Here is a 21931-nt window from a genome sequence, read left to right on the forward strand (position 1 = left end):
ACTAAGCGATTTGGGAGTGTTTTTATGATTATTGTTAGAATAATAACAATAAAGGAATTTTATTTTAAAATTATTAACTTGTTGGTTATCAAACTACTAAATTTATTTACACAAACTTCATGAAACATTACCAAAGAAAAAAAGCACATTTTAAAAAATATTTTTATCTTTTTCACGATTCGGCATATTTGTTATGTATCTTCGCATGGGTTTTTGGTACAGACCGAGAAGATAACCTACTTCCGGTCAGTGTTCCCTGAATGAAAAATTCTACAAACTTCTTCAGGGCATTTGGTTAAAACTGAACACCCTGCTTATCCGGCAGGGTGTTTTTTTGTTTATACATTCCTGAATTTTTATTTTACCCGACTAATAAAATTTTGATAATTTTTGTTAAGCCTTATGCTTGTAAAAGAGGTTATTTCTGTATAGATAATGGGACTACAAACCGGCCACTTTCATTTTCCGTTATCAGGTAATATACTGAAGAAGGCAATTCCGGCAGAACAAACTCTTTCCGGTTGATAATCTCCTGATCTTCCTGTTGTTCCCAAATCTTTTTTCCTGCCAGGTTTACCAGGTAAATGGAACTTAACCGGGTGGCACCATTTTCTGATTCCAGGGAAAACTTCCCTTTGCATGGGTTTGGAAATACATTAAATACAGGGCCACTGTTTTCTTCAGGGAAATAGATACGTAATGTTTTCTCCACAGAACATCCCTGCATATTGGTTACTCTTAGGGTAAGTGTTTTAGTCCCTCTCTCCGCGCCTGCCGAATCTACCTGAATGGATGGTGTGGCTATATTCCCGGGAAGCCAGAGATATTCATAAGCATCGGATGAAGTAGCATCCAAAACCATAGAATTGCCTTGCATAACAACGGTATCTGAAGGAAGCTGAATTCCTGGTAAGGGAACCGGAAATATAAGAACTTCATGGGTTTGCACCTGGCAATGGTCAAAACCTGAGATTCGCATTCGAAGGCGGGTTTCTCCCTGTTCAATATCCATTGGGCCGGGAACATATGACGGGGAAACCAGTGAAGGATCATTAAACTGCCCATCACCATCGGTTTCCCATTGAATACTGTTATAATTCAGAGCCCAGGCTTCCGGTTGAAATTCCTGTCCGGCACAAACAACCTGCCCCTCTCCGGCATAGGATTGTGTTGGGCTGTGAATGGGTAAACTTATATCATCCAGCCATGCACCATAAGCTTGAGAAGTATTATTATCAGAACTCACAAAAATCCATTCGAGCAAGTGATGTCCCGGTTCAATATCAAAGGTTGAATATTCCCATTCCGAATTGCCCCTGATCTCCATTTTATTCTGTCCATCAATTCTGAAAAATAACCTTCCATACCCGCCGGCAGTGTTTAACTTAGACCAAAATCCTACAAAATCACAGTACTCAACAATACACGGATAGATTAAAAAGGAAGAATCTCCATCAGAAATAAAACCTGATCTTGCCGATTGCAGTCCATTAAAGACTGTTTCTGTATCAATCAGCCATCCCGCAGAACCTGCAGCTTCCCATTTTATATCGCTTCCCGACCAGTTTTCAAAATCTTCATCCGGGCCATAAATGGTTGTAAATTCCAATATCTCACCTGGCGCTGTTCCAAAGTCATTCACTGCGTCTACACGCCAGTAATAAGTTGTCTCATAGTTAAGGTGGGAAGGTAACTGATAGCTATTATCAGTCAATACTACTCCATTCAAAAGATTCGTAGGGGGATTGTCGGTTCCGAGGTAAAGAACATAATGATCAGGGATACCTCCTGATCCGGAATCCCATTTTATGGTTGCTGAAATAGGGTTTCTTTCACTATGATTAACCGGGTAAGCGTTACTGATAGAAGTAGGTAGTTTAATCACCGGAATCATGCATGAATAAGGCATTTGATTGAATGCTGTTACAGTAAGAAGAACAGAATCATCAGCTATCGGTTGAAAAAACTGAATTACAGTTGAGCCTTCACTGAGGATCGCGTTCCCAATTAAGGTTCCATGAGCTGTAAGTGAAGCAATTCCATTTTTTTCGGGTGTCTTTAATGAAAAAGATGATCTCCCGTAGCCTATAAAAGCATCATGAGAAACGGATAACTGAGTCGGGGTAGCTGTTCGAATCTGTAAAGAAGGATCTCCAAACAGAATCCATGTATCTGTAATTGCTTTCCCTGCATCTCCATAAATATTATTCATCCGGTTCATACCTGCAATGGCAATCCCGCCAAAAGTGCGTCCCCCGGTATTTGAACCAATCTGGGTGATTTGTCTGATCATTTCATCCTGCCCTTCCATAGGAGGATAGGTAGTCTGAGATCCTGATGCCATAAGGCATGCTACTGCACCCAGTGGCTCCCCATTATCCTTTGAAGCCCTCATCCAGGTTTCTGCCAAACAGGATGCCCCGGCGAAATTCCCTGTTTCACAGGCTGCTGAAATAATAAATGGATACATCCCGGGATTATCAATCATGCTGATCACTGACCGGGTAATCTTAGCAGTAGCCCATGTTGTAGTGGAACCATGACCGGCATAGATAATACAGCCGGTTCCTTCGTTAAAAGCTTTTAAAACTTCTGAGGTTTCAGGATCTTCCTCTTTATCTGTGCCCCCCTGGCTCCCATCAAAAAACTCATCGGTGCGGGTGTAAGTGAATGAAGTGAGATCCTTCATAAGGTTCCTGATATGCTGATAATCAGCTTCTCCGTCATCACCAGGGCTCAGTGTTGATGCAATACCGGTAACCCTTGAGATCCAATCGTTTCCAATCTCAGGATCAGATTCATACTGAATTGTCTTTTTGACCATGCTTTCAACTTCATCAGAAGAAGAGGCAGAAAACCTTCCGACTAAAATATCAGGATACCGGTCGTTACCAGCGATATAAGCAAATGAGTTATCGGAAGCCCCATAAGGCAGCATAATGGTCGGGACTTTATCTGCATCCCCTACAAGTAGCAGATAAACGAGATCCCCCTTTTCGTAATAGTAATTCTTTATAAAATCAGACAGTTGAGTTGCATCTGTAAATAGGGATGCATCCACCAGTTCCACCCTGATACCACATTTAAGTTTCCAATCAATAAAAGGTTCCATCGCCTGGCTGAATTCGGCAGGACAAATCACCAGCATTCTTCCGGATTCAGAAGTCTGAAGACCTGATTTAACAGAGGGATAGGAGTAACTGTTCAGCAGTGAAGAGTGAAATCCGGGGATAGATTTTATGTTCTGGTCGTCAATGGAAAGGGGATTGTCATTCAGATTACCATCGATGGAAATCCGGGCATCTATTTCGTAGAATACCCTTAAAACCTTAGTAACCGGGTTATACTGGAAGGGGAAAAACTGCAATGACTGGCACCTTTTTTCGCGGCTGATATAAGGCTGATCTGTTTCAGTAAAGTTCCCCGGGTAAAAAGCATCCTGCATGTAACATTCATTGAATACAACCTGATCAGTCCCGGGAACGTGCAGTATATTACCGGCAGAAGGAGCAATTTCGATATCATTGAACTCCTCATACTTTGAACTTATAATCTGGATGGAATATGAACCTGAGCTGGGAAGCTGAAGGGAAGTAGAAATTTTCGGAACATCAGGACATCCTTCTCTTAACATTGGGAAAGCACCTTCCAGGGTAGGGACTTCAAATTGTTTCCCATTGATCAGTTTTTGCTCAAGGTTAAAGCCTTGAAACCTAATCGTAATAAGGCCTCCATTGGCACTCCCATTAAAATGAACAAGGGCCATCTCCGCTTTTGGGGTCCCGAGGGGAACCCAATTCGCAGAAACAGCCCTTGACGAGTATACGAGTAAGAGAGCTAGGAAGAGTAAGAGAGTAATCCTGGATGTCATCCTGGTGTACTGTTTGCCTATGTATTCGTTTATAGTCAGATAAGCAAAAAGTAATAGGCTAAATCAACAATTTTTTCTATTATTTCATAATGTGTAAAGATTCTAAACAATATTATAACCAATAAAAAAGGGGAACCGGCCTTGTATGACCGGTTCCCCTAAAAATCAATGTCAAATATTTAATTTTACCTGACGATAAACCTTGAAGAAGCAGCTCCTTCTTTTGATTCCACTTTTAATGTATAACTGCCTGCGCTTAGTTTAAGGTGCATATTCTCCTGGAATTTTCCATCACATACAACATCATTCCTCTCAAACACCTTCATACCTGAGGCATTCAGGATGCTTATGCTGAGATTTTCCTTGCCAGGAGTGGTAATTGTAAGTTTGAAATCACCGTTATTAGGATTGGGGGTAACTCCAACTCCAATGTTACCTGGAGTTTCTATCAGTCCTAATGAACTGAAGACCCTTGTGGTAATGGATTCTGACCATGAACTTTCACCGCAATCGTTGGATGTTTTTACATTGATGGTGGCATTACCACGATAATCTGCATTCCATGTTACAGTGGCTGAGGCTCCGTTTCCGGCGATGATTCCGGCTTCTGCGGGCAGCACCTGCCAGGTGTAGTCATTACCAGCAACAGCAGTAACGCTGTAATCGGAAGTTCCCAGGCTGTATAGGTCAACTTCAGCAACACCAAGTGGAATTGCTGGAATAACGGGCAACATAGAAACAACAACAATTCCAGTCGCTGATTTTTCGCATAAGGTAGCGTCATTACTTTCCATCAGGACCAGGTTATAAGTTCCCGGTACATCCCAACTGATAGTAACTTCATTCGTATTCTGACCTGATACAATGGTTGCTCCTCCTGCATCCCAGGTATAGGTATGTCCAGTAACAGCTGCAGTAGTGTAGGTCTTGGAACTACCGGAGCAGAGAGCCATTTCACCGTTAATTGCCGGTGTTGGCAAAGGATTGATTGTCACAGAAGTTTCGGCTAATGATGAACAATCAAATGGTGTTGATTCCAGCACAGAAACAATACCGTTTCCACTTGTACCCCAGTTTACATGGATCTCGTTGGTTCCGGCACCGGAAACAATTTCTCCACCTGTTACATTCCATTCGAAACTATTTGAAGTAGCCGGGACACTGTAAATAACATCCTGACCGGATTCACACACTGAACTGAGGCCAGTCATTACTGGAGCAGGCAATGGGTGTACCAATAGTTCAATACTTGATACAGCAGGGTCGCAAGCCTGGTTGGAAGCTATCAGCGAAAGTGTAACCGAACCCGTTATAGCATCCTGTTCAGAAGGAATATACACTGGGTTTAAGATATGGATATCATTAAAAGTACCCGTTCCACTGGTGGTCCATGTAAGGTTTGTAGAATTGTTGGCAATAGCAACAGCTAATGATACTCCTTCTCCATAGCATACTGATTGGTTGGGCCCGGCATAAGCATAAGGAGGTTGCTGGAAGGTAAGGGTCATGTCATCAGAAGAATTTCCAGAGACGCCTGTAACGCTTAGTGAAAGCACAATACTACCTGCTGTAATATCTGCAGCACTGGGTGTATAAATAGGGTCAAGTATAGCAGGATTGCTAAAGGTACCTGTACCTGTGGTTGTCCAGGCTACAGTGGAATAATTGGCAGCATTTCCCTGGCATTGATATACTCCGCTTTCACAGATAAAATCATCAGCCCCGGCATAAGAAGTGGTAATCAGGGGCACAGGGAAGATAATGAAATCGAGCCATGCACAGTCACTTCCACCTACTCCGGTTCCATCTTTGCTATAAACCCATTTGAAAGTATGGTTTCCGGCTGAAACCGGGATCGCAGCTTTGGACCAGTTGACATTTCCTGTATAAGAAGCTTTCAACACATTATCAATATAGAACTTCAGGAAATCCTTGCTTGTTTCGCTTGAAACTTTGTAAGTGAACCGCAGGCTATCATTGGTAGGAACATTGTATTGAATAATCAGCTGTGAACTCGATGAATTATTGATGGTACCCGATTTTGCTGAATAGTTTCCTTCATATGGGCCCATATTAGTAATGGTCCAGGGCAGGTTTCCTCCTGAAGTCCATGGGAATTTAGTGAAATCACCTGTTTCCCAATCTTCAACGATAAGGCCGACCTGCATATTAAAGGTCTTAACGGCAGAGTATTCCCCGGAAGTTACTGTATAGATCAGGTCGACAGGTAAACCGGCCGGAGCCAATGGGTTCACTGTCACATTAAAAACAGCCTGCACAGATCCAAGTGGGTTTATATTTCCAAGGGTAAAGGATGAATTGTTAAGTGTAAGGAACCCGGAAGTGAGTGACAGGCTGCTCATAGCATCCAGAGCCATTGAAAGCCCGGTGTTATTGGTATTGATTTTCACATCCACTGTTTCACCGGCATCGAAGCGGCCATTTCCATTTCCACCCTGTGCATCATCAATAATGATGGTTCCGACATTCAGAGTAGGTGCCCAGCACTCAACCATCATATAACTGGTCCAGGTATCAGTGCCATTGGTAGCGGTAACAGTAGCAATTACTGAATGCATATTAGGCACATTATTAGCAATTTGCACCCTGAAACCATCGGCAACTGTTTTTATTTCCTGGGCAGGAACAGTACCATAATCTTCAGTATTATCTATGAAAGAGATGAATGGGTCAACCAATTGCACACTAACGATTGTATTTTCTGAAGCTGAATTCCCAAGGTTTTTTTCTGCCAATGCGAGGAAAGCATCTTCACCTGTATCCAGATGTTGATTGTTATTTCCATTCGGGTCATTCACCAGGTAGGATTCTGTAACAACATAAGGACCTTCGGGAGATATTACCAGGAATTCGGAGTAATGCCTGTAATGATCCTGCATAGTTGCAACCACTTTAACAGTTGCTCCAATGGGAACAGAACTGATTGGGATGGCAACAGGGCCTCCGGTTGCTGTTCCTGTTCCTACAATTTGTCCGTTATAGGTAAAAGCGATAAAAGCCCCTTCATCAGCTGTAACATCAAATGTAGTTGCACTGCTGATCATGATCTGAGCATGGGTGACATTTATTTGTTGTGGGACTTCAGTAAACAATGTAAGGAAAGCATCTCCGTGATGATGGAATAAATTGTATGTAACCTCTTTATTCCCTGTATTATATGGCCATGAAGATTGTTGAAGGAAATATTTACCCGCGCAGTTTCCAAAAGCAGGCAATACACCGCGTTGTTCGTACATAGCGCCATAAGCAGGCATAAAATCAGGCCACATATTATCATAGAAACCCCAAACGTAGGTATCGTTCACAAAAGAGTAGGATGTTTCTGAGGCAGCCAGGATCCCGACAGCACCGGCAAATTGGTTGTTGTAGGTATACCTGTGGAATTTTTCAGCAAAACACTCTGAGGTCCAGTTGTACTTACCGGTGAGACAGTTCACTGACATGATGTAGGAGAGTTTTCCCACGTTTGTCAGGTTGCTGATACTGGAATTAGTATAGGAAGGTTCTCCCCATCCTGTTTCCATTCCATGATCACGGTGTTGTAGAATAAAGGCACCTGCATTCAGGGCATTATTGACATCAGTAGCTGTACCGCCATCCCAATCACCTAATTCCTGGGGAGTTGCAGGAATATAATCCAAACCATTAGGCCCAAAATAATTAACAACCGTATTTGTATTGGTTGCTGTTGACCAATAATCCACATTTGGATTACCCTCATAAACGGCATTGATTCGAACCGGAGCTTTCCCAAGTTGATTTTTCCAGAATCCACCAATCACCTCCGAACAAATCTGGAACCATCTTTCTGTCTGCCAACCGAGAGCTGTAACTGGTTTGAGATAAAAATCGGGATCAGTTGGAGGTTCCATTTCATACCCTTTGAACTTCTGAACCATAATCTTCAGCTGGTTGTCATTGTTTGCTGTCATACGAGCGAAGACAATTTCAGGCATATCATCATTATCAACATCTGCATAGATATTATCGGATACACAATAGTTATCCCAGATAGGAGAAGTAATACTATTAGTGGCATCAGTTCCATAATCAGCCATAAGGAGAACAGCAACAGGCGGTATATCCCAGGTATTATAGGCATTATTGATATAATTCTCTATGATAGTAGCAGTATTCCCTCCTACTTGCTGCAGGGTAACGATTCCGGTCAGGATTCCTTGTTCGGTGCGGAAAGCTTTAATGGTATCGGCCCATTTTTTGAAAATGGGATCATTCGGAACAATGATCAGGTATTCGAAGCCAACATCTTCGCTGGCAGCGCGGCTTGCGGCTTGCTTATTATAATCTATTGCAGGTAAAATTTCAGGGTTCAGGATATTGTCCTTGATAATAGGATCCCAATAACGGTTACGAAGCCGGTTTTCACCAAATTCGCCAGAACCACCTGTGAAAGTTACATTTACCTTTATATCGCGATATACGATCAACTCCTTGGTAACAGGATTATACTGCCAGGGGGTAAAATTGATGAGAACTACATCCACGCCCCTCATTTTCCTTGATCCGGAAATCATTACCGGCTGTGCTGGAAAGAAAGCATTTTTGGAATAAATGCTCATATTTTTATTGTATTGCATCGGCCCTCTCTCTGTTTCAAGAGGAATGCGGGGTGCAGGTGCCACTTCAATATTCTGGAAAGTTTGTGTCCTCACACCGGTTATTTCTATATGAGCGGTTGCCCCATAAGGGATAGCCACATACCTGCTGATGGATGGAAGATTAGGAGCTCCTTCATCATTCTGAAGGATATTTCCAGGTAGTTCAATCTCTTTCATCGACTCACCATTGATGATTCGTTCCTGGAAATTGAATTCTTTTACCGAAAAATTAAGAGTAACACCATTGGCACTCTGCTGAAGCATTGTTATCCCCTGGTTTCCCCAACTATCGGTATAGGTAACCTTTTCTGCCATCGAAAAGAATGGGGCCAAAAAGATCAAAATCATTACCAAACCTGGGAAGAGGTTCGAAAAAGTAGTTTTCTTAAGGTTCATGTGGTTTGTTTTTGAACAAGTTAGAAAAGAAGGATGAAAACTTGTTAGAGATTACAGCACGAAATTATATAAAAATTGTATTTTTCGACAGTTTTCTGTCACAGAAACAATGATTTATGATAATTTAGAAGCATTAAAAATAATAGATTTTTCACTTTTAAGCCTCCATGGAAAAATCAGGTCCTGGCATTGAAAATGTTAGTAATAGAAACAGGAATATCACTCTCATTTTACTGGGATCTATTATTGTTATAGTTTTGATTATTAGTTACTTAAAATATAGTGCGGGTCCTAAAATTTTTCATGAAGGGGGCATTTCCTATACTCATTATAATAATTATATCATATTCAAATCCTCTTCATCTCATTTGCTGGAAGGTAAGAATCTCTATCAGCGCTATCCGGCTGAACATTGGGATCTTTTTAAGTACAGTCCGAGTTTTGCACTATTCATGCGCTTTTTTGCCATGTTCCCGGATTTAATCGGACTGATTTTATGGAATCTGTTGAATGTGCTGGTATTTGTTTTTGCCTTAAAAAAGATTGCTATCTATCCCAGGAACCAAGTCATTCTTTTTGCAATATTTCTTATCCCTGAGCTGATCAACTCAGTTCAGAATTCTCAAAGCAATGCATTAATTGCTGGTTTGCTGCTTTATGCGTTTATATTCCTGGAGAAAAAGCACATCGCCCTGGCAAGCCTGATGATCGTGCTAAGCATATTTATCAAATTATTCGGAATCGTTGCCCTGGCATTATTCCTTTTATATCCTCAGAAGCTGAAAGCTTTTTTCTGGACCCTTGGTTGGAGTATTTTACTTATAATACTCCCTTTACTGGTGGTTCCGGTAGGACAACTTTCGGACCAGTACCAGTTCTGGCTTGATTTATTAAGGAATGATCATACAGGATCATACGGACTTTCGGTAGCCGGTTGGCTTCATTCATGGTTTGGTATTGAACATAAATCACTTGTATTCCTGTTAGGAGTAATCCTCTTTCTTGTTCCCCTGGCTTTTTACCGGAACTACAGTTCAAAGTTGTTCAGATTACTCTTCCTTTCTTCCATCCTGGTATGGATTGTAATCTTTAACCATAAAGCGGAATCACCAACTTTTATCATTGCACTTACCGGTATTGGGATTTGGTATTTCTCTCAGCCTTTTAATAAGCTCAACACAGCACTATTTATCCTGGCTTTTATATTCACTGCTTTACTATCTACAGAATTGTTTCCTTCAGATTTCAGAACCGGCTTTGCAAAGAGCCATGCCATTAAAGCAGTTCCTTGTTTCATCATCTGGCTAAAAACCATATGGGATCTCATTATGATCAAGCCAATAAATAACAACAATCCCGCTGCTGACAATAGCAACAGCGGGATTGTGTCATCCTGAAAAGTTGGTTTTTACCTTACAATGATCAGTTTCTTTGAAACCTTGTAATCACGATTTTCAAGGCTTAGGATATAGGTTCCTTCTGCCTGGTTCTTCAGATTGATTTGTTTGGACAGGTTTCCGTTTAGTTGAAGGTTACTGGCTTGATATATGTTTTTTCCTTCAGAGTTAAAGATATTCACCTGGATTGTTTCCCTCAGCTCAGACTGGAACCTGATTTCAAACAGTCCATCACCCGGGTTAGGGAAAATGGTGAAGCGGACATTCCCGACAATTTCATCCAGCCCGGTACAATCACGGAAAGTGACAGCACTGGTCAGTGTTGACTTACAGCCATTGCTTCCTGTTGCTTGCACAGTAAAATTATGAGCACCCAGTCCGAATCCTGTTGAATCAACATTAATAGAAGCTGTTGTTTGTCCACCCGGACTCCAAAGGTAACTGACGGCACCTTGTGCATTGGGATTCAGGTTCATGATCAGGTTGGCACAGATATTCGTATCAGCAGCAAGGTTCATAACCGGTGAGGGCAGAACCTGGACATTGATGGTATTGGTACCCATTCCGATACAACCATTTGCATCTGTAATACTGGAAACCCCAAAGCTGGTATTGGAAGTTGGTTTAACCCACATTTGCCAGGTTTCAACAGGGATACTCAGTATTTCACCACTTGAAAGGGTTACCTGGAATGGAGCCTGACCTGTTAATGTCAGTGAAAGTTGGGTACTATCACCTTTACAAACAGTTTCTGCCATGGAAACCAATGCGGCAGGTTGCTGTGAAATATTTAGTAATAGTGTATCTTTTGCAGCTTCGCATTCATTTCCAGGTTCTGCAACCAGGTATAATTCTACCATTCCGGCAGTGATGTCGGCTGTTCCAGGGTTATACTCTGTAAGCAGATCCAGTGGATTATTGAAGGTTCCATCACCATTACTCATCCACTCCAGGCTTGAATAATTGGTAGCTGATGCTCCGGCAATATTAAATGCAGAGCCTTCACAAATTGTAACATCAGTTCCTGCAAATGAAGTAGGTTTCGGACTGATGGTCAGCAACATGCTGCTTACAGATGTTTCACCTGCTGACATCCCGGTAACGGTAAGTGTAAGAATCACAATACCGGATTCGATATCAGAAGCACTTGGCGTATAAACAGGGTTAAGAATGGTAGCATCATTAAAGGTTCCTGAACCATCTGTTGTCCAGAGCAGACTTTGGTAGTTCATAGCAGTGGCATTCATTTGGGCAAGCTGATTTTCGCAGATATTCTGAATGGTTCCTGCAAATGAAACAGTTTTTCTTTCCGGCGGGAAGACAATAAAATCGACCCAGGCGGCATCAGATCCTGAGGAGCCGGCAGCATCCTTTAGATATTCCCATTTGAAAGTATGAGGTCCTGCCATGACCGGAAATGCCATACGTTTCCAGTTTTGATTGCCCGACCATTGTCCGATCCTGGTTCCATCGACATAGAAGCTGAGCACATCATGGAATAATTCGGTAGATACTTTCCTGTAAAATGAAAGAGTATCATCAAACATCACATCATAATCAATACTAAAGGATACAGATTGGTTGTGCGTAATAGCATCTGATTTTGCTGAATAAACCCCTTCGAATTTATTAACATTATCCAGTGTCCAGGTGGAATTTCCGCCAAAAGTCCAGGGGAATTTTGTGAAAGTACCGGTTTCCCAATCTTCCACAATTAAACCAATGGATTCAACAAAGCTTTTCTGGCTTGATTGGAAGGTATAATTGATGAGATTATGAAACTGTGCTGCTGATCCAAACGGAATATCGGAAACCAGCACCTGAAATTCCGCTGAATCAGATGAACCCGGACCAATACTGGGAAGGCTCACAACAGGGTTCAGGATGGTAACAAACGTTTGATCCGTACTTAGGTTACTGGCTGGATTTAGCGCATCGAACAAGCTATTATTGGTATAATGAATCACAATGTTTGCGGTTTCTCCCGGATCCAGTACCTGGTTATTATTTCCTTCAGGATCATAAACATTAATATTGCCGATTGTTAATTCAGGAGCAAACGCATTCATGGTAAAGAAACTGTAGTTAACGCTATCCAGGTTATTTACTGCTTTCACATTAAATACAAGTTCAGTACCGTTGGCAATGGTTTCAGAGATATGGAAGGCGAATGCATCAGAAATGGTTTTTATCTCACCGATCGTGAAATTGCCATAATTTTCTGTGCTGTCAGAGAAAGTTACCAAGGGAGAATCACAGCTCAATGTCACCATCACATTTGTATCGGGTTTATCACCAATATTCTTGACGGCCAGGCTAAGCAGCAGGTTTTCACCAAAATCGGGGGTACCGTTGTGGTTTCCTGCGGTAAAATCGTTGATGGCATGATTCTGATAAGTAATATATGCCTGGTTCATTGCTGGTGTGAGCAGGAAGGGTGACGCGAAAGTCATGGCATAACCAAGCCTGGTATCTGTCCACACAGGATAAACTACTCCTTTATCGGCACCAATTGCCAGGTAGTCGCCCATGTAGGAAGAGGCCATATTTGGAATGGGTGAAGGAGTAAAGGCTACATCACTCACAGCGAAATCTTCGAATGTTTCGGCACCGTCAACTGAAACTGCACACCATGCCTCGGCTTGTGCCGCAGCCACATTCCTGTTATCGTAGAAAATAACGGCAACATTCCCATTGGAAGGATCTGTACATACCCAGGGGAGGTAATGTTGCTTCCCGGTTCCAAGCGGATCGGAGTTTACTTTTATTGGGGTACTCCAGGTAACGCCTTCATCTTCTGATTTAATCAGGTAAACTTCAACTCCCTGACCTGTGTTCACCCCTGGAGTGTTAACATTAGTCCATACCACGTAAATATTTCCCCTGTTTTCACCGTCGCTAATATCCACGGCCATGGAAGGAAATGAGTTTACACGCATGTTTTGTGTAACATTGTGATTACGTATCCCTTTGATATTGTTGATGATCCTGTAAGCAGGCTGCCATGTTGCGCCACCATCAAGTGATTTCGCCATAGCCAGTGAATTCTCGTCTGACGGCCAGCTGTCATATATCGCCCAAACAGCATAGACTTCACCATTAGGGCCGGTTTTCATGTTTACACCCTGGTTATGAGACCCTGCATTAACTGCAGAACTGATATGCTGGACACCAGACCATGTATTTCCATCATCTGTGGAACGGGAAGTGCCTATTTCATTCTCATTAGCACCCCCAAAGGTAGTCCAGGCATTATACAGGTTTCCATTGTATGGGCTTGTAGGACTATTATCAATCCACATATGGTTTTTATCAAGCATATTACCAAAACCAGAGGGAGCATTTGCCACTACCTTTCACTGTCCATGTAGTGCCCTGGTTATCGCTATATGCCACACTTTGTCCGCTTCCATTATTGATAAAGCCCACAAACCAACGACCATTGTCATTGATACAGGTGGTAGGGTCACCACTGTTACCTCCTCCTGCACCCTGGAAGGATCCTTGCCAGGTTGATGCAGTATCCACTGAAAAAAGATAATCAGCTCCATAAATAGAGCCGGTACTGGGTTGAGGGGTTGAGTTATTGGAGTTTAGGATTAAAGCACCATTATCCGGTGAAATAAAAACAGAGTTTTCACTTTGAGTGGAATTGCTGGTAGTTACCTGAACATCAGGAGAGTTTCCTGCTGCGACTCCCTTTGCCATTATTTTAGTTGTCTTCCATATTGGAGGAGGAGCCAAAGCATTTGGAGCCACCGGCACCAAACCGGCTTCAGCCATCTTTTTCCAATATCCCATATTGTCGATACGGGTATCAGGAACATATTTAGGGGGCAACATCTCCCGGGTAAACTTAACTGTATCTTTCTTAAAGGAATACTCCCGCTCCTGGGAATATACCATGCCTGATAGCAGGCATCCGATTAGCAATGCTAATAAAGAATATCTCATTTTGAAAGGTGGTTTGGTTTGAAAAGTGGTGGTTGGTTTTATGTTGATCTGTTGAATTATTCAGAGGTAAAACCCAATGCTTCTCCATAGGAACTTTGGAATGGCTTGGGGCAATTTCATCCTTATTTAGTACACGAAGATAATTTATTTCAGTTTCATCCTATCAAGCTGTTCAAAAGACTGTGAAAAATACCCTGATTCCCTCCAGCCCTTAGTTTTCAGTTCTGTCACCTTTTACCATCTGCCTGATGTATACAAAATGATCTTCCTTCCATATACAACTTCGGACTTAAAAGATCACCAATCGTGTGGTAACGGATTGGTCAGATTTTAAGGTAAGAAGGTAAGTCCCTTGCGACAAATGCTCAATCGCAAGAGGAATAATTTTCTGTCCTGACAATAAAAATTCTTCAGAATTCATAACTATACTACCGGATGCATTTGCAAGTGAATAAGAGACTTTGATTTCAGATGAGGAGTAAAGTTCGATGTATGCCTGACTTTGAGCAGGACTTGGATAAACACGGAAATATACACTTCCGGATTGTATTTTTTCAGGGCAATCTTCAAAAGAAACCCGTGTAGATTTTGTAGCGGAGCAACCATGTTCACCGATTACAGTTACTTCTAGTGTTGCGGTACCTATCCCTGTGCCGGTGCTATCCACCCTGATCACTGCTGAGGATTGGTTTCCGGGGTTCCAGTCATAGGACACCGCACCGGGAGTGGTTGCATCCAGGTCGGCGGAATAACCTGTACACCTGGTGTAACTGGCGGGAAGCGGAATTACCGGAAGATCATACAAAGTTAAGCGGAGGGTATCCACATCGATACCACAGGCATCATTATTCCCGGCATAACTAACCAGGAGCAGATCTGCATAGCCTTTGAGCAGGTCTGACGGACCGGGAATATATTCGGGAAATAAGATTGCCGGGTCACTGAAAGTGCCGTCACTCCCGTCGGTTCCCCAAAAAACAGATGTATAATTGGACGCTGAAGCCGAAACTATCCGGAAAGATTCCCCTTTACAAACCCCAGCATCAGGACCCGCATATGCTGTTGGCTGAGGAAGAATGGTCAGGTTCATACTGTCGATGGGAAGATCATTCACTGTTGACCCATACACTTTAAGTATCAGGGTTACAAGCCCTGCGGCCTTATCAGCTTCACTGGGAGTATACCGCGTATGCGCAGCATTAGGGTTGGCAAATATCCCGGTGCCGGTTGTTATCCATTGCAAAGAATCATAATAGGTTGCAATCCCATTACATGCATAGACCTGGCATTCATAAATGATGGCATCTTTCCCTGCTTCGGCAGTGGTATACTGTACAGAAGGGAATTCGATGAAATCTACGAAAGCTGCATCAAGTCCAATACTGAGTTCCGGATCTTTGGCATATTCCCATTTAAAATCGTGGTAGCCCGGTGTAACAGGGAATACAACCCTTGACCAGTCTACCTCACCTGCCCATTTTCCCACAAGATCATCATCGATATAAAAGTTAAGGTAATCGTACCTGGCTTCGGAAGAAACCTTCCTGTAAAAACTGATGCTATCGTAGGTCAGGGCCCTGCTATTTATTGAAAATACGGAGGTCTGGTTCTTCCCGACACTTCCTGAACGAAGGCAGTACTTACCTTCATAGGCCATAATGGTATCTATTCGCCAATTGCTATTCCCGCTGAATTGCCAGTTAAAATGATTTACATCTCCTGATTCCCAATCCTCAAATATCAGCCCGATTTTCTTTTGAAAAATTCTGATCTTCTCCTGTCCGGTAAAACGGGCGATTGCCCTGAAAGAGGCCGGAGTGCCGGTAGTAACTGTATCAACCTGTACCTCGAAAATTGCATCCCGAACTTCTCCGGGGCCAATCTCACCCAGCAATTGAACAGGAGTACTTACAGTGACAAAGTCCTGCAACGATTCAAGTTGACAACTTGCGAAAGTTGCAGGGTAAAGGGTGGGATTTTTCAGCCTTATCTTCACCCTGCAGTTTTCAGCAGGGTCAAAGGAATGGTTATTATTGGATGATGAATCTTCAACCAGGAAATCAATGATGAGAAGATCGGGAGCCAAAGCTTTTAAAGTAAAATAGGAAATGAAGGTGCTGTCATTCTTGTCTGTTGCATATACTGTAATAATGATTCGGGTTTCATTGGGCACCGTATCAGAGATGCTGAATGAGAAGGCATTGTAGATGCTCAGTGACTGACTGGCCCCAAAATTTCCAAAGAACTCGGTAGAATCGGTAAAATGCAGGTAGGGAGAATCGGTATGAAGGGTCACATTAACAAGGGAATCCGGCACATCGCCCATATTTCTAAGACTAAGTCCCAATTGAGCTGTTTCCCCGTATTCAACTTTTCCATTTCCATTCCCCGTTACGGAGTCATTATAATGAAAAGCCTGGAAAGCGATATAAGGCTCTCCGGGTGCGGGACCCAGCCTGAAAGGTGAAACATAGGCCATGGCAGCACCGGTGCGGTTATCAGTCCAGCAGGGATATATAAGTCCTTCCCGGGCAGCAATTCCCAGGTAATCGCCGAAATAATTATCGGAAAGCCCGGTAACCGGTGAGGGTGTAAATGCCACATCGCTTACCCTGAAATCCTGCCAGTTTTCTCCTCCATCGGTAGAAGTAGCAACCCAGGCTTCCACCTGGCTGGCAGGGGTATCACGGTCGTCGTAGGAGATCATTGCCAGGTTTCCATTTGCCGGGTCACAGGTGATCCATGGGAAATAGTGTTTTTTACCTGGTTGGGGCAAATCCTGGTTAATCCTGACAGGTGTTGACCAGGTGCTTCCACTGTCAGCAGAGCGAATCATATAGATATCTACATTATTTCCAGAATTGATGCCGGGGTAATTTAGGTTGGCCCATACGGCATAAATAGTACCTCGCCATGGACTATTGCTGATATCTACTGTCATACTAGGGAAAGAATTCACACGCATTTCTTTCCCAACACCATGGATGCGGATACCGCGGATAGAATCAAGAATACGTTTACCCGGTTGCCAGGTTTGTCCGCCGTTGAATGAGCGTGCAAATCCGATGGCTTTCTCGTCGCTGGGAAAAGCATCATAAATGGACCAGATGGCATATACTTCGCCATTAGGGCCTGTTGCGATATTTATACCCTGGTTATGACTCTTTGCATACACTGAATCGCTGATGGTAACCGGAATCTGCCAGGCCAGGCCTTTATCCGTAGAGCGTGAAACCTGCAATTTCCCATCACCAGGCCCTGTAATCACGGTCCAGCCATCATACATATTGCTTTTATAAGGGCTAGTGGGGCTATTATCGATCCAAAGATGACTTTTATCCAGTAATCCCCCCATTAAATCCGGAGGGGATGCAATTGCCCTGACTTTCCAGGTAACGCCTTCATCATTTGAATAAGCCAGTGCCTGTCCCCCACCCGAATGAATGAATCCCACGTACCATCTTCCTAAACTATTGATAGCAGTCGAAGGATCACCCATATTATATCCGCCGGCCCCATGAACCTGCCCATCCCATGTAATACCTCCATCAAAAGAGAAAAAATCATCGGCACCAAAAAAGTAACCCGGGTATGGATTTATGCTGGAATTATTGGAGTTCAGGAGATTTAAGCGGTTATTCGGACTGATGAATACAGAGTTTTCACTTTGCGTTGAATTGAGCTGGGTAACAGGAATATCGGGAGAGTCAGGAGTAGAGACTGAAGCATCTGTAATAAATGACGATTTGTAAACAGCTTCAGGGATCCATTTTGGAGGGGTAACCGGGACGAGGCCCAGTTGAGCCATCTTTTTCCAATAACCCATATTATCTATTCTTCTGTCGACGGTATATTTCTCGGGAAGTTTATTTCCGGGAAATAGTTCCTGGGCAGATAAATGATAGAATGGGAGTAGTGTCAACAATAAAATAAAAGTCATTCCCGGAAGAAATGACTTTTGGAATATTCTGAAAGAATCCCGGAATGATCTCCGGCTGATATTCATTTCAATTGACATCTCATTGGATAAGATTATTTTTTAACAAAGCGGGAAGTCAATAACTGATCCCCTGTTTTGATCATGCATTGATAAATTCCGGCAGCCAGATGTGAAGCATCCCATGAGAAAGGACTGCTTCCATTCCCTGTATTCAATTTGTAAGTTCTTCCATCAGATGCAACGACATAACAAATAACAGTTTCTGCGTCCTGATGTTCAAAATTGATATTGAGAATTTCATCAACCGGATTTGGAAAAACCTGCATGGCACCAATGGCGTTTATTTCTGAAGGAATTCCAACGGTACCTGTTACAGTGATGGCATATGTGACAGGCAGGCAATTATATCCGGATACTATAAGTTCAGCATTCCCAGTATTTTGTAAGGGTCCGTCGAATACGATATTCACATTGCCCTGATCATCAGTAAGACCCATTCCCCTGATGATTCCATCCATGAGGAATACACAGGTAAGACCATTCACTCCCAATCCGTTGGAAGTAACACCAACATTCATAGAGGTTGATCCTTTTACCAGGTTTGAGGGGTAGGTTGTAACGATATTCATTGCATCATCTGTCCAAACGGCCATTGCAGGATCACCCAGAACATTACAATCGTAGAAGCACCAGCGAATTGCTCCGGGTTCCCATTGACCGGGAGCGGTAACCCAGGGTGCTGTGGCAATCTTTGATTCCATATGGGCACGACCCAGGCGATTCAGTTTATCTGTATACAAGGCATCAAGGAATTCGCGGTGCAGGTGGGCTGATGGGCCTTCAGTCTGGCCTTCATTGAACCAGCCGTAGCGTGAATTTCCGACGAAAGCAGCTGCAAAGTTGTTGATGGAAACCATTTCTTCAGCAATACAATCCTCGAAATCGAAAGAACCACAAAGACATCCATGGGTATAAACCAGGCAGTAATTATGTGTTGTGCCATTCATCCCGCTGAAATTGGCGTCTGAAATATCCCAATTAGAGAGTTTCATTACATAGGTTTCATTGGCATGGCCACTATGATGCAACATTGGATATCCCTGGTTCAGCTGGCTGATCAGGTCAAATCCGCTCCAATTTGTTGTTTCGTCGTACATTTTATTGAACGTATAGGACTCAGGAATACCCACTGTAGTATAGCCATTGTCGGCTTTAGATCCTATCAGCAATTCAAGGTAATCGCTTCCCCAGGTATCGGGGTTACTATAAAGATTTTCACCAGCCATCAGAACTTTCCGGAACTCCCCGGGGACAGGAGTAAACTGGTATGAAATGGTTTTATGGAGCATCCGCTGCAATTCAAAAACATCGCTGAATGAAAGTCGTCCTACAGAAATATCAGGCAGGAGGTCATCCTCTTCAGGTTCACCCCATTTATTATCCCCGTTTGTGTTCCAGTTTCCATCCAAAGCAGAATAATATAAGTCGGATGGGATATTATAGTCCTCGTAAATGGAAGAGGATTGCACGATACAATAGAATCCCCTGTTGGGAATTAATTCATCATCACCGCCAAGGATAACATGTTCAATACCATGTTGCTGGTATTCCTGGATGATATAATTACGCATTTTTTCCTGGAGGTCCAGACCGGTCATGGAGGAACTGATGGACTCAGTAGTTGCAACTTCAGTTAAGAGACCTTCTTTAAGATAGGCTGATTTCAATAAATTGAAACTATTGGCAAAGGTGCCGGGAGTAATGATCAGGACCTGGTAATCCCCTGTGACAGCGGGTTGATCCGTACTATATACATCTATCATTTCAGGGTTTTCACAGAAGTTAGCCAGGCTGGAATGAATGACTTCAGAAGTCCGGAGGTTTGATAAAGCATGTTGCGCTTTGGCGGAAGGAATTGTATGGATAATCACTTTAACAGTCCGGTAGTAGCTTACCCGGCCGGTTGAAGGAATATAGCTTACAGGTGTGAAAGTAGAAAGTGCAATGGAACGGCCATTCAGAAAGGAAGTAACCAGTTTGCCAGATGGAGATTTTGGATATTTATCCGAGGATTGATAAACGGCATTATTGCGCACGAATTCCCCGGATGTTCCCAGGGATAATGGCCTCACATGCTGCTGTGGTGCAAGCATATAATGGTCCGGAAGGATCACCGGATCGGAGCCTATGATCTCAATACTGCCGGCTTCTTCACCCGGGGGAAGCATAAGGCTTACCTGCCTGTAAGGAAGAACAGGTTCTCCTGTGAGGCCTGTCAATAGTGTATTTGAGAAATTCAGTGTTTGATAATCCCCGGCAGACTGCGTAAGAGGTTGATCGAACTGGTAGATTTTTTCAACTTTCCCGGCGAATCCAAGGATAGCAATTAACAGGAGTGTGTTTGTAAGGAGGATCAGTTTTTTCATATTCATCAGTCTGGTAAAAAGGATTGGAATACCATACAAAGTTCAGCATTTTTTTATCAAGATGCTGCATAAAACCCTGAATAGTTTACAATTATTAATACAATGAAAAATGAAAAATGAAAAATCCAAATTCCAAAATCCAAAAACCAAAAACCAAAAACCAATCCGCCAGTTGGGGGAACAAGATCCAAATTCCCCTTTCCGACATCCAAAGCCAAAGGCTCTTGGGTCGGAAGGCATCGCTGGCAAATGGAAAGCGGACAAAACTGATCATCACGCGGATTTACGCAGATCTATTTGTGCTTTTTTTTTGTGTTTAATTTGAGTCATTTGTGGTTTCTTTCTCTGTCCCTTAAGTACTTATTTATCTGGGCCACCTTTAGCCAAAGGTTCCCCTTCGGACTAGCCTCGGCAAATGGACGCGCGTCGGTCAGCCGGCGGCCGGCACGCGGCCCCGGCACTAAACAGGATTAGTTTTTATGTTTATCCGCATTATGACAGCAGGTTTCGGCGGTACAGGTTTCAGGTTTTTCAACCACCAATACGACGCTGAATATACCTTCATCGGAGTTGATGTCATTATATTTTGTGACCATAGCGGGATCCAGGTATTTTGCCAGAAGGTCATCCGGAAGTTTAACCTTATTGACTTCGACGATACCTCCCTGGGAAAACCCGGTTTTCTTGAAGTAATCCATAAAAACACCAGCTTTTTCAGCACCCTGGATACAGCCTGCAATGGAGGATGCTTCATTTCTGAGTCCATCCGGAATATCTTCCAGGATCACAAAATCGGAAACACAAACATAGCCATTGTGTTTTACCACCCGATACATTTCATCCGCTACTTTTTGCTTATTGGATTGAAGGTTGAAAACACAGGTTGAATAAATTACATCTGCGTATTCATCAGGTACAGGGGCTGCATCGATGGTACCCAACCTGAACTCCAGGTTGCTGATATCAAGAGAATCCACTGTTTTACGGGCTTCGGATATATTTTTTTCTGAGATGTCGATGCCAATCACTTTCCCCGTAGGGCCAACAACCTGAGAAGCTGAAATGCAATCATTCCCAAGTCCGGAACCAAATTCTACCACCCTGTCACCTTCCTGTAATAACTGGAATCGGTCAGGGAGGTTTGGATCTATTTCTGCAGAGGTTCTGCTGCCTGAATGACACCCGCAGCCTCCGGAACCACATCCACAGGCACTGTTATCTACTTGTTCCTTATTTTCGATGGTATTGATTTCTACTTGCATATGTATATTGAGTTAGTTACAGGACAAAATAATGGTGTTACAATA

Annotated in this window: 9 protein-coding genes; 2 read left to right on the forward strand and 7 right to left on the reverse strand. The window is 42.9% G+C overall.

The window, feature by feature from the left end:
- Nucleotides 1-418 precede the first annotated feature (418 nt).
- On the reverse strand, nt 419-3766 hold the full coding sequence (locus IPH84_11900) for a hypothetical protein (protein MBK7173910.1): 3348 nt from the start codon (nt 3764-3766) through the stop codon (nt 419-421).
- 290 nt (nt 3767-4056) lie between these two features.
- The gene (locus IPH84_11905; GenBank protein MBK7173911.1) at nt 4057-8907 is read right to left on the reverse strand and encodes a T9SS type A sorting domain-containing protein; all 4851 of its coding nucleotides are present in this window, start codon (nt 8905-8907) and stop codon (nt 4057-4059) included.
- A gap of 167 nt (nt 8908-9074) precedes the next feature.
- Here IPH84_11905 and IPH84_11910 point away from each other — a divergent pair, with 167 nt between their 5' ends.
- Complete coding sequence (locus IPH84_11910) at nt 9075-10304, forward strand: DUF2029 domain-containing protein (GenBank protein ID MBK7173912.1); 1230 nt, start codon at nt 9075-9077, stop codon at nt 10302-10304.
- An 11-nt stretch (nt 10305-10315) separates the two neighbouring features.
- Here the strand turns inward: IPH84_11910 and IPH84_11915 are convergent, their stop codons facing one another.
- From IPH84_11915 to IPH84_11930, 4 genes are all read right to left on the reverse strand, one after another.
- On the reverse strand, nt 10316-13624 hold the full coding sequence (locus IPH84_11915) for a T9SS type A sorting domain-containing protein (protein MBK7173913.1): 3309 nt from the start codon (nt 13622-13624) through the stop codon (nt 10316-10318).
- A gap of 1 nt (nt 13625) precedes the next feature.
- A complete protein-coding gene (locus IPH84_11920) occupies nt 13626-14258 on the reverse strand; it encodes a hypothetical protein (GenBank protein MBK7173914.1) in 633 nt (210 codons plus the stop codon).
- Between the two features lie 289 nt (nt 14259-14547).
- Nucleotides 14548-18198, reverse strand: a complete 3651-nt coding sequence (locus IPH84_11925) for a T9SS type A sorting domain-containing protein (GenBank protein ID MBK7173915.1) — start codon at nt 18196-18198, stop codon at nt 14548-14550.
- A gap of 92 nt (nt 18199-18290) precedes the next feature.
- Nucleotides 18291-20624: a T9SS type A sorting domain-containing protein gene (locus IPH84_11930; GenBank protein MBK7173916.1), complete on the reverse strand. Its 2334-nt coding sequence runs from the start codon at nt 20622-20624 to the stop codon at nt 18291-18293.
- 109 nt (nt 20625-20733) lie between these two features.
- Between IPH84_11930 and IPH84_11935 the strand changes: the two genes are divergently transcribed.
- On the forward strand, nt 20734-20949 hold the full coding sequence (locus tag IPH84_11935; GenBank protein MBK7173917.1) for a hypothetical protein: 216 nt from the start codon (nt 20734-20736) through the stop codon (nt 20947-20949).
- Between the two features lie 145 nt (nt 20950-21094).
- On the opposite strand, the gene IPH84_11940 is transcribed toward IPH84_11935, so the two are convergent.
- A complete protein-coding gene (locus IPH84_11940; GenBank protein ID MBK7173918.1) occupies nt 21095-21886 on the reverse strand; it encodes a methyltransferase domain-containing protein in 792 nt (263 codons plus the stop codon).
- Nucleotides 21887-21931 lie beyond the last annotated feature (45 nt).

Source organism: Bacteroidales bacterium, assembly GCA_016707785.1.
Lineage (GTDB): Bacteria > Bacteroidota > Bacteroidia > Bacteroidales > UBA4417 > UBA4417.

Excerpts from the sequence above, each read along its gene's own strand:
- IPH84_11900 (MBK7173910.1), bottom strand. The coding sequence starts at position 3,766 with ATGGCCCTTGTTCATTTTAATGGGAGTGCCAATGGAGGCCTTATTACG.
- IPH84_11905 (MBK7173911.1), bottom strand. The coding sequence starts at position 8,907 with ATGAACCTTAAGAAAACTACTTTTTCGAACCTCTTCCCAGGTTTGGTA.
- IPH84_11910 (MBK7173912.1), top strand. The coding sequence starts at position 9,075 with ATGGAAAAATCAGGTCCTGGCATTGAAAATGTTAGTAATAGAAACAGG.
- IPH84_11915 (MBK7173913.1), bottom strand. The coding sequence starts at position 13,624 with ATGCTTGATAAAAACCATATGTGGATTGATAATAGTCCTACAAGCCCA.
- IPH84_11920 (MBK7173914.1), bottom strand. The coding sequence starts at position 14,258 with ATGAGATATTCTTTATTAGCATTGCTAATCGGATGCCTGCTATCAGGC.
- IPH84_11925 (MBK7173915.1), bottom strand. The coding sequence starts at position 18,198 with ATGACTTTTATTTTATTGTTGACACTACTCCCATTCTATCATTTATCT.
- IPH84_11930 (MBK7173916.1), bottom strand. The coding sequence starts at position 20,624 with ATGAAAAAACTGATCCTCCTTACAAACACACTCCTGTTAATTGCTATC.
- IPH84_11935 (MBK7173917.1), top strand. The coding sequence starts at position 20,734 with ATGAAAAATGAAAAATCCAAATTCCAAAATCCAAAAACCAAAAACCAA.
- IPH84_11940 (MBK7173918.1), bottom strand. The coding sequence starts at position 21,886 with ATGCAAGTAGAAATCAATACCATCGAAAATAAGGAACAAGTAGATAAC.